We start from the raw sequence: 15,990 nt of genomic DNA, 5'->3' as shown, positions 1-15,990 counted from the left end.
CAGGGACACCAGGAAAACGATCATGCGTGGATGGTTCGACACCACCAGGGGGACGCGCGGCCGATGAAGACCGCCATCGCATGTTGGCTGGCCATGCTGCTTGCGTGGGCGGCCGTCGACGCATCCGCAGCCGGCGTGGAGACCCCGCGCATGCGTCGGCTCGGCGTGGCCGAGGGCTTGCCCTCGCGGATGGTGCTGGCGTTGGCGCAGGATCGCCAGGGCTACATCTGGGTGGCCACCGACGACGGTCTCGCGCGCTACGACGGCCTGCAGTTCCGGACCTGGCGGCACGTGCCGGACGATCCGGCCTCGCTGCCGGCCAACAGCGTGGAGACGCTGCTGGTGGATCCGCTCGATCGCGTCTGGGTCGGCACCAACGGCGGCGGCCTGGGCATGCTGGACGCCGGGCGGGATGCGGTACGGCAGTTTCCGGACGTGGACGCGGCCTGCCGTTCGCAGCCGTGGGCGCTGGCCTATGCCGAACAGGCGCTGTGGGTCGGCACCAGCGAGGCGGGGATATGCCGGCGCGACGAACGGGGCCAGGTCACCGTCTATCGCGCCGACCCCGGCAACCCCGAGGCGCTGCCCAGCGACACCGTCTACAGAATGGCGACCGACGGGCGCGGCCGGCTCTGGATCGGCACCGGCGCCGGATTGGTGCGGATGGAGCGCGGCCGCTTCACCCGCATCGCGGTGCCGCAGCTGGGCGAACGTTCGATCATGAAGGTCAGCATCGAGGCCGACGGGACGGTGTGGGCCGGCAGCGGCAGCGGCCTGTTCCGGATCTCGGCCGACGACCGGGCGGTGCCGGCGCCGTGGCCCAAGGGCGGCGAGCTGCGTGCCGGTGCGGTCGTGCACGATCGCAACGGCGGTTACTGGATCGGCTCCGCCGACGGCCTGTTCCGCGACGGCGACGGCCAGTTGCGGCTGATGGCGGGCGATCGCGGCAGCGGTTTCCTCACGGGCAACAGCGGCGTGCTGGACATCCTGCAGGACCACGAGGGCGGGGTCTGGTTCGGGTTGATCAACCAGGGGCTGGCCTACCTGCCTCCGGGATGGCAGCGCTTCTCCACCTTCCTGGAAGCGGAAGGGCAGTCGCTGGAAAGCCTGTTCATGGTCAACGCGGCGGCGCAGGGCCGCGATTTCCTCGTCGCGACCTCGCAGGGCGTGTATCGCCTGCAGGCCGATGGCGGCATCCGCCGGGTCGTCGGCCTCGACGCGATCGGCAAGGGCACGGTGCGCTCGGTGCTGCCGATGCCGGATGGCCGGTTGTGGCTGGGCCGCCCGGGGCGGCTGACGATCTACGACCCTGCCAGCGGGCGCAGCCAGGACCTGCTCACAGGCTTCGGCGAGGAAGGCTTCAAGCTGGTCGACCTGCTGCGCGCCGCGCCCGACGGCAGCGTGTGGATGTCGGTGTCCGGCGGTGGCGTGCAGCACCGCGCCGCGGATGGCCGGGTACTGGACAGCATCGCCTTCGAGGATGGGCGCGGGCTGCCGGAAGGCCAGGTCGAGCAATTGCGCCACGGGCCGGACGGCCGGCTATGGGTGGCGAGCGCCGAAGCCTTGCGCGCCTGGACGGGCGAGCGCTTCGAGCCGGTGCCGGGCTTGGCCGCGGGCCTGGTCTACGACTTCGTCTTCGTCGCGCCGGATACGCTGTGGGTGGCGCGCGCCGGCGCCATCGAGCGCTACCGATGGGATGGCCGCGCGCTGGAGCGCCAGCAGCGCATCGATGCCGCGCAGGGCATGCCCGCCACCGAGATCGGGGGAATCGTGGCCGGCGCGGACGGCTCGGTATGGGCGACTACGCCGCGCGGCATGGTGCAGTACCTGCCGGGCCAGCCGCGGGTGCGCGTGTTCACCGCCGACGACGGCCTGCCGGATGCCGAGTTCTCGATCCGGCCGCCCGCGGCCAACGCCTACGGGCAAGTGCTGGCATGGACGGCGAGCGGGCTGGTGGAGTTCGAGCCCGCGCGCCGGTTCCCGCCGCTGCCGCCATCGCCGCTGGTGATCGAGTCGATGGACGTGCGCCGCGGCGATGCCGAACATGCCGCGCCGCTGTCCCCGGCCGCGCTGCCGGTGCTGAAAGCCGAGGACCGCGACCTGCGCATCGCCGCGCGATTGTTGTCGTACGTCAATCCCCGGCGCACCCGCTACCGCTACCGGGTGGAAGGCTACGACCAGAACTGGGTGGAACAGGACCACCAAGGCGTGCGCGTGCTGTCGCGATTGCCGGCCGGGCATTACCGGATCGAAGTACAGGCGCGCGGCGTGGAGAACGATTGGACGCCGGCGCAGGCGCTGGACGTGAAGGTGCTGCCGCCGTGGTGGCGCAGCTGGCCGGCGCTGGCCGCCCTGGCCCTGCTGCTGGCCTTGCTGGGCTGGTGGGCGGTGCGCGCGTCGCGGCGGCGCCAGCGTTCGCGCCAGGAGATGGCCTTGTCGAAGCAGCGCCAGGAACTGGCGGAGAAGGCCTCGCTGGCCAAGACCCGCTTCCTGGCCACGCTCGGCCACGAGGTGCGCACACCGATGACTGGCGTGCTCGGCATGAGCGAGCTGTTGCTCGATACCCCGCTGCAACCGCGCCAGCGCGCGCACGTCGAATCGATCCGCCTGGCCGGCCTGCACCTGCTGCGGCTGGTCAACGACGCGCTCGACCTGGCGCGCATCGAGGCCGGCAAGCTGGAGCTGGAGCACAAGCCGTTCGCGTTGCGCCAGGTGCTGGAGGAGCTGGCCGATTTCATGGAGCCGATCGCGCAGTCGCGCGGCCTGGCGTTCGAGCGCGCGCTCGACGTACCGGCGGACCTCGTCGTCGAAGGCGACGCCACCCGGCTGCGCCAGGTGCTGATGAACCTGCTCGGCAACGCGATCAAGTTCACCGAGCGCGGCAGCGTCGGGCTGGCAGCGGCGCAGGACGATGCCCGCGGCACGCTGCGCTTCGCGGTCAGCGATACCGGCCCCGGCATCAACGCCGAGCAGCAGGCGCGGATCTTCCAGCGCTTCGAGCAGGGCGAGGGCGCGCGCACCGCGTCGCGCTACGGCGGCAGCGGCCTGGGCCTGGCGATCTGCCAGGAACTGGCCGTGGCGATGCAGGGCAGCATCCACATCGACAGCCAGCTCGGCCGCGGCACCCGCTTCACCGTCGAACTGCCGCTGCCGTGGCGCCTCGATGCGGCGATGTCGGAGTCCGCGCCCGCCGGCGCGGCCGCGTCGGGCGCGCCGCTGCGCGTGTTGCTGGTGGAGGACGACGCCACCGTCGCCGAGGTCATCGTCGGCCTGCTCGCCTCGCGCGGCCATGCCGTGGTGCATGCCGCGCATGGATTGGCGGCGCTGGCCGAAACCGCGCAGGGGAGTTTCGACGTCGGCCTGCTCGACCTCGACCTGCCCGGGCTGGATGGCTTCGCCCTGGCCGCGCAGTTGCGCGCGCTGGGCCATGAGTTCCCGCTGGTCGCCGTCACCGCGCGTTCCGATGCCGACGCCGAGCAGCAGGCGCAGGCGGCGGGATTCGAGGCGTTCGTGCGCAAGCCGGTGACCGCGGAAATGCTGTTGGCCGCGATCGCCGACGCGCACGCGCAGCAGGCGCGGCAGCGTACCCTGGCGGAACTCGACGGGGCGTTGCAGGCGCAGCAACTGGTGGCGGGGAGCTGACCATGGCGTCGATGGAGCAAGCGGGGCCTGCGCGCCGCCCATGCCGGGCGGCACGCGGATGGCTCGGCGCCTGGCTGGCGTGCGTGCTGCTCCTGTCCGTGCCGGGCTGGGCCAGGACGGTGTTGCCCGCCACGCCGCAGCCGCGCCAGCTCACCGTCGCTGACGGACTGCCGTCCAACTCGATCAACGATTTCGCCGAGGACGCGTACGGCTACCTGTGGCTGGCCACGGACGACGGCCTGGCCCGATACGACGGGCGCAGCTACCGGATCTGGCGCATCGAGGACGGTCTGCGCGACAACCGCATCTGGGCCGTGCACGTCGACGAGCGCAACCGGGTCTGGATCGGCACCGAGAACGCCGGGATGGTGATGCTGGACGCCGCGCGCCAGCGCTTCCATTTCTACGACCATCGCGGCTATCCGCAGATGCTCGGCGGCGCGGTCTGGTGCATCACCTCCACGCCCGACGGCAGCATCTGGTTCGGCACGTCCGCGTCCGGGCTGTACCGATTGCCGCCGGACGGGAAGATGCAGCGCTTCCAGCCGGAGCCGGGCAATCCGCGCAGCCTGCCGGACATGGCGGTCAACTTCCTCGCCAACACCCCGGACGGCACTTTGTGGATCTCCACGTCGAATGCCGTGGCGCGCTGGACCGGGCGCGATTTCGAACGCCTGGCCTTGCCGCCCGGCCGGATCAACAACGGGATCACCACCGAGGCCGACGGCAGCCTGTGGCTGGCCGATTCCTTCGGGCGGATGCTGGTGCGGCGGCCGGACGGCACGCTGGAGGAGCAGCCCTGGGCGCATGCCGGTTCCGGCACCACGGTGCTGAAGATGCTGCTGCGCGATCGCAGCGGCGCCTATTGGCTGGACACGCTCGACGGCCTCGGCCGCGCCGCCGATGGCCAGTTGCGCAACGTGCCGCTGTACAGCGTCTCCGCGCATGGCCTGGTCAAGCCCAACTGGACCAGCGCCTACCAGGACCGCGAAGGCGGCCTGTGGTTCGCCAGCCCCAATACCGGACTGTGGCACCTGCCTCCGAACTGGCAGCAGTTCGCGGTGCTGGCCAACCGCCGCGAGGATCCGTCCACGCCCGCCAATCCTTACGCGCTGGCGGCGGCGAATTCCGCCGACGGCCGGTTCTGGCTGGTCGGTACCCGCGGCGCGCTGGACCGGCTGGATCCTTCCACCGGTGCGGTGGAGCACCACATCGCGCCGATCGACGGCCTGAAGTGGCCCAGCACCGTCACCGAGGACGGCAACGGCCGGGTATGGATCGGCCTGCGCGGCTCGCTGGTGCGCTACGACCCTCGCGATGGCGCGGTGCGGCGCTGGCACGACGACGACCCCGTCGACCCCGCGCCCATCGAAGCGCCGGACCTGATGCGCCAGGTAGGCGACCGCTTGTGGCTGTACTCGGCCAACGGCGGTTTCCAGGTGCGCGACCTGGAGGGGCGCGTACGGCGCCTGTTGCCGCTGGGCAGCCACGGGTTGTCCCAGGGCATGATCGTCAACGACATGCGCACGGGGCCGGACGGCACGCTGTGGCTGGGGAGTTCGCGCGGGTTGCTGGCGTGGAACGAGGCGCGGGACCGCTTCCTGGCCGTGCCCGGTACGCCCGGCACGCCGGTGTATGCGTTCCGCGTCACCGACAGCGGCATCGCCTGGCTGGCCGGGTTGGGGCGATTGCAGCAATACCTGTGGCAGGACGGCCGGCTGCAGCTGCTGGACAGCATCGGGGCGGCGCAGGAGTTCCCGGTCCTGGTGCCGGGCAGCCTGGTGGTGGACCCCGATGGCGTGGCCTGGCTGTCGAGCGCGCGCGGCCTGATCCGGGTCGATCCCGCCAGCCGGGCGATCCGCGTCTACGGCGTGCACGACGGCCTGCCCAACCAGCAGTTCCGGCCGCATACCCTGTTGCAGTCGGTCAAGGGGCAGATCATGGGAGCCACCCCGGACGGGCTCGTGCTGTTCGATCCCTCGCGGGTCCGGCCTTCCACGCGGCAACCGCCGCTGATGATCGAGCGGGTCGGCCTGCGCCGCGGCGAGAGCGGCCTGGACGTGACCCACATGCGGCCCCTGGTGGTCCAGGACGGCGACCGCGACCTGCACATCGTCGCGCGCATGCTGTCCTTCGCCGATTCCGACTCCATCAGCTACCGCTTCCGCCTCAGCGGCTACGACCCGGACTGGGTCGATGTCGGCTCCGGCGGCGAACGCCTGTTCTCGCGCCTGCCGGCCGGCCACTACACGCTGGAAGTGCAGGCGCGCACCGCCGACAGCGTCTGGTCCAAGGTGCAGACGCTGCGTTTCCAGGTGCTGCCGCCGTGGTGGCGCAGCCCCTGGGGCCTGCTGGCCCTGGCGTTGCTCGCGGCGGCGGGCATCGCGCTGGCGATCATGCTGTACCGGCGCCGCCTGCAACGCCTGCACGCCTTGCAACTGGCGATCCACAAGCAGGAACTGGCCGAACAGGCCTCGCTGGCCAAGACCCGCTTCCTGGCCACGCTCGGCCACGAGGTGCGCACCCCGATGACCGGCGTGCTCGGCATGAGCGAACTGTTGCTCAATACCGACCTGGACGAGCGACAGCGCAGCTACATCGACGCGATCCGGCGGGCCGGGGCGCACCTGCTGCGGCTGGTCAACGATGCCCTGGACCTGGCCAGGATCGAATCCGGGCGCCTGGAACTGGACCTGCAGCCCTTCCTGGTGCGGCAACTGGTCGACGAAGTGCAGGGGCTGATGGAACCGCTGGCGCGCGACCGCGGACTGGGCTTCAACGTCGAGGTCGGCCTGAGCGGCGACATCGTCGCCAACGGCGATGCCACCCGCGTAAGGCAGATCCTGCTGAACCTGCTGGGCAATGCGATCAAGTTCACCGAGCGCGGGCTGGTGGTGCTCAAGCTCACCACGCTCGGCTCCCACAAGGGCCTGCGCTTCGAGGTCGCCGACACCGGGCCGGGCATCAATGCCGAGCAGCGCGAGCGGTTGTTCCAGCGCTTCGAGCAGGGCGAGAGCGCGCGCGCGAACTCGCGCTACGGCGGCAGCGGCCTGGGGCTGGCGATCTGCCAGGAGCTCGCCGTGGCGATGGGCGGGCACATCGAAGTGGTCAGCCGCCTCGGGGCAGGCACCCGCTTCATCGTCGACCTGCCGCTGCGCTGGGTACCCGCGCCGGTCGCGCGGGACGAAGCGGTGGCGCGCCCGATCGCGCCCATCGCGCCGTTGCGGATCCTGCTGGTGGAGGACGACGACACCGTCGCCGAGGTCATCGCCGGCCTGCTGCGCGCCCAGGGGCACGCCATCGTGCACGCGCCGCATGGGCTCGCCGCGTTGACCGAGACCACCGAGCACCACTTCGACGTGGCGTTGCTCGATCTCGACCTGCCGGGCCTGGACGGCTTCGCGCTGGCGCGCCAGCTGCGCCTGTTCGGCCATGCGATGCCGCTGGTCGCGGTGACCGCCCGTTCCGACGAGCGGGCCGAGCCGGCCGCGCGGGAGGCCGGCTTCGATGCCTTCCTGCGCAAGCCGGTCACGGGCGAGATGCTGGCCGAGGCGTTGGCCGGGGTGATGCGCGCGGCGGGGTGAGGCGCGGCGGAGCTTACTCCGCCACTTCTTCCACCGTGTGCGGATGCGGCCGGGTATCGGCCAGCTGCCAGAAGATCAGCGTCGAGGTCAGCGTGATCGCGCCGACGCAGACGAACGTGGCGTGCAGCGCGGCGGTGGCGTCGGCATGCGTGCCCAGGTGGTGGCTGAAGGCCGCCAGCAGGCTGCCTGCCGCGGCGGCGCCGAAGCCCGTCGCCAGCATCATCACCATCGATAGCAGGCTGTTGCCGGGGCTGGCCAGCTGGCGGTCGAGGTCGCGTAACGTGACGGTGTTCATCACGGTGAACTGCAGCGAGTTGACCGCGCCGAACAGCGCCAGTTGCAGCAGGCGCCAGGCGAGGTGCTGGCCCGGCACCACCAGCACGAAGCTGGCCATCATCACGCCGACGAGCACCGTGTTGACCATCAGCACGCGGCGGTAGCCGAACCGGCTGACCAGCCTGACCGCCGCACGCTTGGAGGCCATGCCGGCCAAGGCCACCGGCACCATCATCAGGCCGGCGTTCATCGGGCTCATGCCGAGGCCGACCTGCAGCAGCAACGGGATCAGGAACGGCATCGAGCCGCTGCCGACCCGCGAGAACAGGTTGCCGAGGATGCCGATGCGGTAGCTGGTGACCTTGAACAGCGCCAGCGGGAACAGCGGCGCGGACGAGGTGGCGGCGTGCAGCCAATAGCCGGCCAACGCCGCGAGCCCGCCGATCGCCAGCAGCATCACGAAGGCATGGCGCAGGCCCAGTTCGGAGATGCCGTCCAGCGCCAGCGAGAGCGCGACCATGCCGAACGCCAGCATCAGGTAGCCGGGCAGGTCGAAGCGCTGGCGCTGCTCGCCGTAGTGGTCCGGCATCACCTTCAGCGCGGCGGCGAAACCGATCGCGCCGATCGGCAGGTTGATCAGGAACACCCAGTGCCAGGAGGCGATCTCCACCAGCCATCCGCCCAGCGTGGGGCCGACCAGCGGGCCGATCAGGGCCGGGATCGCGATGAAGCTCATCGCGCGCAGGAAGTCCTCGCGCGGGACCGAGCGCAGCACCGCCAGGCGGCCGACCGGCAGCAGCATCGCGCCGCCGATGCCCTGCAGCACGCGCGAGGCGACCAGTTGCGCCAGCGACTGCGAGAGCGCGCAGAACAGCGAGCCGAGCGTGAACACGATGATGGCGGCGAGGAACGTGCGGCGGGTGCCGAAGCGGTCCGCGATCCAGCCCGAGGCGGGGATGAACATCGCCACCGCCAGCGCGTAGGAGAACACCACCGACTGCATCTGCAGCGGGCTTTCGTGCAGGCTGCGCGCCATCGCCGGGAGGGCGGTGTTGACGATGGTGCCGTCCAGCATCTGCATGAAGATCGCCAGCGATACCAGCCACAACAACGGTTTGATCGCGTTGTAGTCGGGCTGGAGCGGGACTGGCTGGCTCATGGGGCGGATCGCGGCCTGGGAAGAGACGGATTATCCGGCAGGGGATGTGCAGGCGATGCGTGCGCAGGGGCACGGCAGGCGCGAGCCCGGCGACATCCATCACTGTTGTGGGAGGGACTCCCGTCCCGACGAGCTTTGCCGGCGTTGCCTGATGGCACGGAGGTTCCTTCTCCCGTTACCGGAGAAGGTGTCCGAGGGGCGGCGACGAGGGTGCTTTTTGGCCTGGAAGCAAGAGCTTTCGTCCTCCCGGACGAGCCACTTCGATCCATCATGCGGCAGCTGCGAAGCGCATCTTCGCTCGGGCACGCGCACCGCAGGAGCGACGCCGCACGGCGTCCGCGTGGAGTTCCCGCGAGCCTTCCTCCCGTCGCCCCCGCGAAGACGGGGACCCAGCGGCTTTCAGGCCGCCCGCGACGGACCGTACCGGACCAGGCCAACCGCGATCAAAGATCCGCAACGAGCGGCCATCGCCCTTCGTGCTCGTGCCGGTTCCGGCCAATCGAAGTATCAGCGCCTGCTCAGTTCGTGCACCGCTTCGACCAGCGCCGCGGCGTGCTCCGGGTCCATGTCCGGCGACATGCCGTGGCCGAGGTTGAACACGTGGCCCTCGCGTGAGCCGCCGTTGCCGGCCGCGTAGCTGTCCAGCACCCGGCCGGCCTCGCGGCGGATCGCCTCGGGCGCGCCGTACAGCACGGCGGGATCGAGGTTGCCCTGCAGCGCGACCTTGCCGCCGGTGCGGCGGGCGGCCTCGCCGATGTCGATCGTCCAGTCCACGCCGATCGCATCGGCGCCGGTGGCGGCCAGCTCCTCGACGTAGCCGCCGGTGCCCTTGCCGAACAGGATCAGCGGCGTGCGCGCCTCGCCTTCGCCGCGCTCGAGCCCGCGCGCGATGCGGGCCAGGTAGGGCAGCGAGAACTCGCGGTACATCGCCGGGCTCAGCACGCCGCCCCAGGTGTCGAACACCTGCAGGACCTGCGCGCCGGCCGCGCGCTGCGCGCCCAGGTAGGCGATCACGGCGTCGGTGACCACGCCCAACAGCCCGTGCAGCAGCTCCGGCGCGTCGAGCGCCATCGCCTTGATCCTCGCGTAGTCCTTGCTGCCGCCGCCTTCGACCATGTAGCACGCCAGCGTCCACGGGCTCCCGGCGAAGCCGATCAACGGCACGCTGCCGTCCAGCTCGCGGCGGATCAGCCGCACCGCGTCCATCACGTAGCGCAGTTCGGTCTCCATGTCCGGCACCGCCAGCCGGGCGACGGCCTCGGCATCGCGGACCGGGTGGCGGAAGCGCGGGCCTTCGCCTTCGACGAAATACAGTTCCAGCCCCATCGCGTCGGGCACGGTGAGGATGTCGGAGAACAGGATCGCCGCGTCCAGCGGAAAGCGCCGCAGCGGTTGCAGCGTGATCTCGCAGGCGACCTCGGGATTCTTGGCCATGCCGAGGAAGCTGCCGGCCTTGGCCCGGGTGGCGCGGTACTCGGGCAGGTAGCGTCCCGCCTGGCGCATCAGCCAGACCGGGGTGCAGTCCACGGGTTGCCTGCGCAGGGCGCGCAGCAGGCGGTCGTTCTTCAGCATGGAAGGTCCTCAGCGCGGCGCATCGGCGCCACGGGTGAACATGACTTGGAAACCGCGCTTGAGCTGCGCGTCGCGTGCCTTCTCGAAGGCGCGGTGGGCCTCGTCCTGCAGCAGGAACTGCTCGCGCCGCAATTGCGCGCGGCCGCCGATCTGGCCGCTCTCGCGCAGCAGCTCCCAGCCGCCGAACAGGTCCGGTTGCAGGGTCAGCTGGACGTAGCGGGGCGAGTCCTCGCCGACCGGGAGTTGTTGCAGGAATACGCGCATGGCGCGAATTGTAGCCGCTGCGGGTGACGTCCAGCTGACCCCGCGGGCGGCGGCGGGCCTCAGCCGGCGCGCAGCACGTCCAGCACCGCCGCTTCGTCCACGTCCGGCACCACCTCGGCCTTGCCGATGCCGCGCCAGAGCACCAGCCGCAGCCGGCCGGCGAGGTTCTTCTTGTCCAGCCGCATCCGGGCGAGCAGGCGATCCGGCTCCAGCCCGGCCGGGATCGCGGTGGGCAGGCCGTAGCGTTCCAGCAGCGTGCGCAGCGCTTCGGTATCGGCCTCCGGCGCCATGCCCAGCGCCGCCGACAGGCGCGCGGCGAGTACCATGCCGACCGCGACCGCCTCGCCGTGCACCAGGTTGTCGCTGCCGGGGCTGGCGTAGCCTTGCTCGGTCTCGATCGCATGGCCGAAGGTGTGGCCGAGGTTGAGCAGGGCGCGTTCGCCCTTCTCCAGCGGATCGCGCTCGACGATCTCGGCCTTGTGTTCGCAGCTGCGCGCGATCGCCTGCGCCAGCGCGGCGTGGTCGCCGGCCAGCAGCGCCTCGCGTTCGGCATGCAGCCATTGGAAGAACAGCGGGTCGCGGATGCCGCCGTACTTGATCACCTCGGCCAGCCCCGCGCGCAGTTCGCGGGCGGGCAGGGTGTGCAGCGTCGCGGTGTCGGCGATCACCGCGCGCGGCGGATGGAACGCGCCGACCAGGTTCTTGCCCTGCGGGATGTCCACCGCGGTCTTGCCGCCGACCGAGGAGTCGACCATCGCCAGCAGCGTGGTCGGCAGTTGCACGCAGTCGATGCCGCGCATCCAGCAGGCCGCGGCGAAGCCGGCCAGGTCGCCGACCACGCCGCCGCCGAGCGCGAACACGCAGGCGTCGCGGGTCGCGCCCAGCTCGGCCAGCGCGGCGATCGCCGAGCCGAAGGTGGCGAGCGTCTTGGAGGCCTCGCCGGCCGCGATCACCAGTTCGCCGACCAGCAGGTCCGGGCGGGCCTGCAGCAAGGCCTCGCGCACGCGCCAGGCGTACAGCGGCGCGACCGAGGAATCGCTCAGCACCAGCACGTGGCGGCCGCGTACGTGCGCGGCCAGGCGGGCGCCGTCGTCCAGCAGGCCCGGGCCGATGGCAATGGTGTAGGGATGCGCGCCGCCGACGTCGACGGTGCGTGGGGAGGGGGCGTCGATCATGCAGCGGTACTCGAAATCTGCCATTGCGCGGCCAGCCGCAGCACCAGCTGCGCGGTGGCCTCGCCGGCGGAAAGCCGGTCGGTGTCCAGGACGAGGTCGGCGACCTCGCGGTAGAGCGGTGCGCGCACCTGCGCCAGGTCGCGCAGCACCTGTTCGCGGTCGTCGCGTTGCAGCAGCGGCCGGCTGCGGTCCCGCGCCAGCCGTTCCAGCTGCGTCTCCACGCCGACGCTGAGGTAGACCACGAAGCCGCGCTCGCGGATCCGCCGGCGGTTGTCGGCGTCCAGCACCGCGCCGCCGCCGGTGGACACCAGCTGGCCGTCGCCGGCCAGGATTCGTGCCAGCACGGTGCGCTCGTGTTCGCGGAAACCCGCCTCGCCGGAGTGATCGAAGATCGCCGGGATGCTGGCGCCGGCGTGCTCGACGATGGCCTGGTCGACGTCGACGAACTGCAGGCCGAAGCGCTCGGCCAGCCGCCGGCCGATGCAGCTCTTGCCTGCACCCATCGGGCCGACCATCACGAGATTCGGAGCGGGATTCATCGCGGCATGCTAGCACCCGCGGGCGCCGGCTTCGCCTTTGCTGACGGATGAAACCGTCGCCGGCCGCGCGCGGCGGCGCACGGTTCGCGCAGCGCCTGCCGGCGTCCCGATCCCCGTCGTGTGCGTGCCCGGGGCCTTGCGGCCACAATAGGCGGAAACCGCAAGCCCGCCGTGACCATGACCGATCTACTTGCCGAAGCCGTTTCCACCTTCGCCCAGCTCTACGAGGAAGCCCAGCGCGCCGGCGAACTCGAACCCAACGCGATGACCGTCGCCACGGCCAGCCTCGAGGGGAGGCCGAGCGCGCGCACGGTGCTGCTCAAGGGGTTCGACGAACGCGGCTTCGTGTTCTACACGCACCTGGACAGCCCCAAGGGCCGCGAGATCCAGCTCAACCCGCAGGTCGCGCTGCTGTTCCTGTGGCGCGGCCTGCGCGAGGCCGGCGTGCAGGTGCGGATCGAGGGCGAGGCGCAGCTGGTGTCCGCGGCCGAGGCCGACGCCTACTTCGCCTCGCGTCCGCGCATGAGCCAGATCGGCGCGTGGGCCTCGATGCAGTCGCAGACGCTGGCCTCGCGCGAGGAGTTCGAGGAGCGCCTGGCCAAGGTGGAGGCCAGCTTCGAAGGGCGCGAGGTGCCGCGCCCGGAGGGATGGAGCGGCTTCCGGATCATGCCCGGCCGCTTCGAGTTCTGGTACGGCGCCCGGTTCCGGCTGCACGAGCGCTGGCGCTACGACCGCGATGTCGGCGGGCGCTGGTCCAAGCGCATGCTGTACCCCTGATACGGGCCGGTCAGCGCGCCCGCGTGCGGCCTGCCAACGCGCCGGCCAGCAGCGCCAGCGCGAGGGCCAGCCCGAAGGCCAGCAGGTAACCGAGCCGTGGGCGCTGGTCCAGCATCATCGCGAACAGCGAGCCGCCCACCGCCAGCATGGTCGCGACCGCGACTGCTTCGCACAGTTGCAATGCGGAGCTGTTGCGGCCTTCCGTGCCCGGCGGCGACAGTTGCAGCACCAGGACCGACAGGCTCGGGTAGACCAGGCCCATGCCCACGCCCGCCAAGCCCCAGCCGGCCACGGCGACCGCGACGGGCACCGCCGGATGGATCGCCAGCGCGGTCAGGCCGATGCCGGCCGCCAGCGTGGCGGCGCCCAGCGCGATCAAGCGCTGGCGCGGACGGCTGCCGGCGTAATGGCCCTGGTACCAGGAACCGCAGAACCAGCTGAAGGCGCCGACGCTCAGGGCGATGCCCGCCAGCGCCGGCGAGAGACCGCGCTCGCGCGACAGCAGCAGCGGTACGAACGCCTCGCAGCCGAAGAACGCCGCCGGTGCCAGCCCGCGCAGCAGGACCACGCTGGGCAGGCCGCGCACCGCGCGCAACGTGCCGGCCGGCAACAGCCGGTACACGCAGGCGAGCAGTACCAGCGCGGCGACCGCCATCGCCGCCAGCGCGCCGCCGCCGCGCGACTGCCCGCCGACGTACATCGCCAGCACGCCGATCGCGGCGCCCGTCGCCCACGGCCACAGCGGCGGCGACCCGGCGTCCCGGTGCGGCGCCGGCGGCAACTTCGCCAACGGGCGATACAGCAACGCCGCGGCCGGGATCGCGATCGCGGGCACGCCCAGGAAGATCCAGCGCCAGCCCGCATGCTGCACGATCAGCCCGGCCAGCGCGGGGCCGACCAGCGAGGGCAGCACCCAGCCGGCGGAGAACGCGGAGAACACCCGCGGCTGCAGTTCCGGCGGATACAGGCGCCCGACCAGCACGTACAGCGCGACCGACATCGCGCCGGCCCCCAGCCCCTGCAACACCCGGCCCGCGATCAGCCATGGCATCGAAGGCGCCAGGCCGGCCAGCAGCAAGCCGCACAGGAACGTGGCCAGGCCGCTCCACAACGGCCGCGCCGGGCCATGGCGGTCGCCGCTGCGGCCGGCCAGGGTCATGCCGACCACGCTGGCCGCGAGCATGCCGCCGAACGCCATCGCATACAGGCGCAGTCCGTCCAGTTCGCGCGCCACGGTCGGCATCGCGGTCGCCACCGCCAGCGCTTCGAAGGCGCCGAGCGAAACCAGCGCGACCATGCCCGACGTCGCGGCCCGGTACGGCGCGGCCATGACCGAATCCGCGGCCGGGCCGGGACATGCCTGGGGGAGGGGAGTGGAACTCATGCGGCAACGTCTCCTGAACGCTTGCACCCGGGGGACGGGGCGCGCAGCATCCAACCTCAACCAAGGTCGAGGTCAAGCGATGGCAGAGATGAGCGTGGGCGAAGTGGCGCACCGCAGCGGCGTGGCGGTGTCCGCGCTGCACTTCTACGAACGCAAGGGGTTGATCCACAGCCTGCGCACCAGCGGCAACCAGCGCCGCTACGCCCGCGACGTGCTGCGCCGGCTGGCGGTGATACGCGTCGCGCAGCGCGTCGGCATCCCGCTGGAAGCGGTCGCCAAGGCCTTCGCGGTGCTGCCGCGGCAGCGTCCGCCGACCCGCGCGGACTGGGCGCGGATGTCGGCGCTGTGGCGCAACGAACTGGACGAGCGCATCGCCAGGCTGCAGCAGTTGCGCGACCAGCTGACCGACTGCATCGGCTGCGGTTGCCTGTCGCTGCAGCGTTGCCGGCTGGCCAACCCGGGCGATGCGCTGGGCGAGCAGGGCGACGGGCCGCGGCGCTGGGGCGGCGGCTGAAGCGCGGGGCCGCGTGGATCGGCGCTCGCGGCTGCGGGAGGAATTTTCTTTGTGGGAGGGACTTCAGTCCCGACGGGGCTTTTGTGCAGGTCCCTCTGGCACCCGCACCTCCATGTGCGTGGATTCAACGCGGGCCTCCGTCGGGACTGAAGTCCCTCCCACAAGGAGCCAAGCGGGATGGTGGGAGGTCCGGGAAGTCGGAGGCCGTGGGGAATCAGCGGTTCAGTCGTTCGCCGCCGACAACTCGCGGCCGCGCGTCGTGGCCGCGGCGATGGCCTTGGCGGTCAGCGCTTCGAAGCCGCCCGCCTGGAAGGTCTCGATCGCCGCCTGGGTGGTGCCGTTGGGCGAGGTGACGCGCCGGCGCAGTTCCGCCGGCGCCTCGCCGGCCTCGGTCAGCATGCGCGCGGCGCCGAGCACGGTCTGCAGCACCAGGGTGCGCGCGGCCTCGGCGGGCAGGCCTTGCTGGAGCGCCGCCGCTTCCATCGCCTCGGCGAGCAGGAACACATAGGCCGGGCCGCTGCCGGACACGGCGGTGACGGCGTCCATGCGGGCCTCGTCCTCGATCCACACCGTCGCCCCCGCACTGGCCAGCAGGCGCTCGGCCCGTTCGCGCTGCGCCGCGCTGACGCGGGCATTGGCGTGCAGCCCGGTGACGCCGGCACCGAGCAGCGCGGGCGTGTTGGGCATCGCCCGGACCACCGCCTGGCCGCCTCCGAGCCAGCGGTCGAGCTGGGTGCCGGTGATGCCGGCGGCGATCGATACCACCAGCGGTTGGTTCCGCGCCGCGTCCGCCAGGCCGGCGCATACGCTGCGCATCACCTGCGGCTTGACCGCCATGACCCAGGTGTTCGCGCCGGCGATGGCCGCGTCCGCCGAGGCGAACGTACGCACGCCGAACTCGCGCGCCAAGGCGTCGCGCAGCGCTTCCATGGGCTCGGCGACCTGGATGCGCCCGCCCGGCACGCCTTGCCGTACCAGGCCGGCGATCAGGCTGCGCGCCATGTTGCCGCCGCCGATGAAGGCGATGGCGGGGCCGGGACTCGGGACGGGGGGCTGGGGACTGGAATGGGTCATGGCGATCTGCGCTGGCGAAGAGGGACGAAA

General features: G+C 71.8%; 11 protein-coding genes. 4 read left to right on the top strand and 7 right to left on the bottom strand.

Annotated elements, in window-relative coordinates:
• Positions 1 to 63: 63 nt before the first annotated feature.
• Positions 64 to 3,642: an ATP-binding protein gene (locus FD678_RS02850; RefSeq protein ID WP_140719083.1), complete on the top strand. Its 3,579-nt coding sequence runs from the start codon at positions 64 to 66 to the stop codon at positions 3,640 to 3,642.
• Positions 3,643 to 3,725: 83 nt separating this feature from the next.
• Positions 3,726 to 7,226 (top strand): sensor histidine kinase, encoded by a 3,501-nt coding sequence (locus tag FD678_RS02845; RefSeq protein ID WP_218569455.1) that lies wholly within the window; start codon positions 3,726 to 3,728, stop codon positions 7,224 to 7,226.
• 13 nt (positions 7,227 to 7,239) lie between these two features.
• Here the strand turns inward: FD678_RS02845 and mdtD are convergent, their stop codons facing one another.
• The 5 genes from mdtD to FD678_RS02820 all read right to left on the bottom strand — a co-directional run bounded on the left by mdtD (position 7,240) and on the right by FD678_RS02820 (position 12,211).
• A complete protein-coding gene (gene mdtD, locus FD678_RS02840) occupies positions 7,240 to 8,661 on the bottom strand; it encodes a multidrug transporter subunit MdtD (RefSeq protein WP_140719082.1) in 1,422 nt (473 codons plus the stop codon).
• 507 nt (positions 8,662 to 9,168) lie between these two features.
• Entirely contained in the window at positions 9,169 to 10,233 is a 1,065-nt protein-coding gene (gene hemE, locus FD678_RS02835; protein WP_140719081.1) for a uroporphyrinogen decarboxylase, read from the bottom strand.
• A 9-nt stretch (positions 10,234 to 10,242) separates the two neighbouring features.
• The gene (locus FD678_RS02830) at positions 10,243 to 10,497 is read right to left on the bottom strand and encodes a WGR domain-containing protein (protein WP_140719080.1); all 255 of its coding nucleotides are present in this window, start codon (positions 10,495 to 10,497) and stop codon (positions 10,243 to 10,245) included.
• 59 nt (positions 10,498 to 10,556) lie between these two features.
• Positions 10,557 to 11,672, bottom strand: coding sequence for a 3-dehydroquinate synthase (gene aroB, locus FD678_RS02825; protein WP_140719079.1), 1,116 nt, complete (start codon positions 11,670 to 11,672; stop codon positions 10,557 to 10,559).
• Positions 11,669 to 12,211: a shikimate kinase gene (locus tag FD678_RS02820; protein ID WP_140719078.1), complete on the bottom strand. Its 543-nt coding sequence runs from the start codon at positions 12,209 to 12,211 to the stop codon at positions 11,669 to 11,671. Before FD678_RS02820 ends, aroB begins: the two co-directional genes overlap by 4 nt.
• A 177-nt stretch (positions 12,212 to 12,388) precedes the next feature.
• On the opposite strand from FD678_RS02820, the gene pdxH reads away from it, so the two are divergent.
• Positions 12,389 to 12,988, top strand: a complete 600-nt coding sequence (gene pdxH / locus FD678_RS02815) for a pyridoxamine 5'-phosphate oxidase (protein WP_140719077.1) — start codon at positions 12,389 to 12,391, stop codon at positions 12,986 to 12,988.
• Positions 12,989 to 12,998: 10 nt separating this feature from the next.
• Here the strand turns inward: pdxH and FD678_RS02810 are convergent, their stop codons facing one another.
• Positions 12,999 to 14,372 (bottom strand): MFS transporter, encoded by a 1,374-nt coding sequence (locus tag FD678_RS02810; protein ID WP_140719076.1) that lies wholly within the window; start codon positions 14,370 to 14,372, stop codon positions 12,999 to 13,001.
• A 79-nt stretch (positions 14,373 to 14,451) separates the two neighbouring features.
• Between FD678_RS02810 and soxR the strand changes: the two genes are divergently transcribed.
• On the top strand, positions 14,452 to 14,886 hold the full coding sequence (gene soxR / locus FD678_RS02805; RefSeq protein ID WP_140719075.1) for a redox-sensitive transcriptional activator SoxR: 435 nt from the start codon (positions 14,452 to 14,454) through the stop codon (positions 14,884 to 14,886).
• 222 nt (positions 14,887 to 15,108) lie between these two features.
• Here the strand turns inward: soxR and proC are convergent, their stop codons facing one another.
• Positions 15,109 to 15,960: a pyrroline-5-carboxylate reductase gene (gene proC / locus FD678_RS02800; RefSeq protein ID WP_140719074.1), complete on the bottom strand. Its 852-nt coding sequence runs from the start codon at positions 15,958 to 15,960 to the stop codon at positions 15,109 to 15,111.
• Between the last annotated feature and the right edge of the window lie 30 nt (positions 15,961 to 15,990).

It is taken from the genome of Pseudomonas sp. Hp2, from assembly GCF_006386585.1.
Lineage (GTDB): Bacteria > Pseudomonadota > Gammaproteobacteria > Xanthomonadales > Xanthomonadaceae > Pseudomonas_S > Pseudomonas_S boreopolis.
Note: the sequence above shows the minus strand (reverse complement) of the source record. Positions and strands in the feature narration are given on the sequence as shown.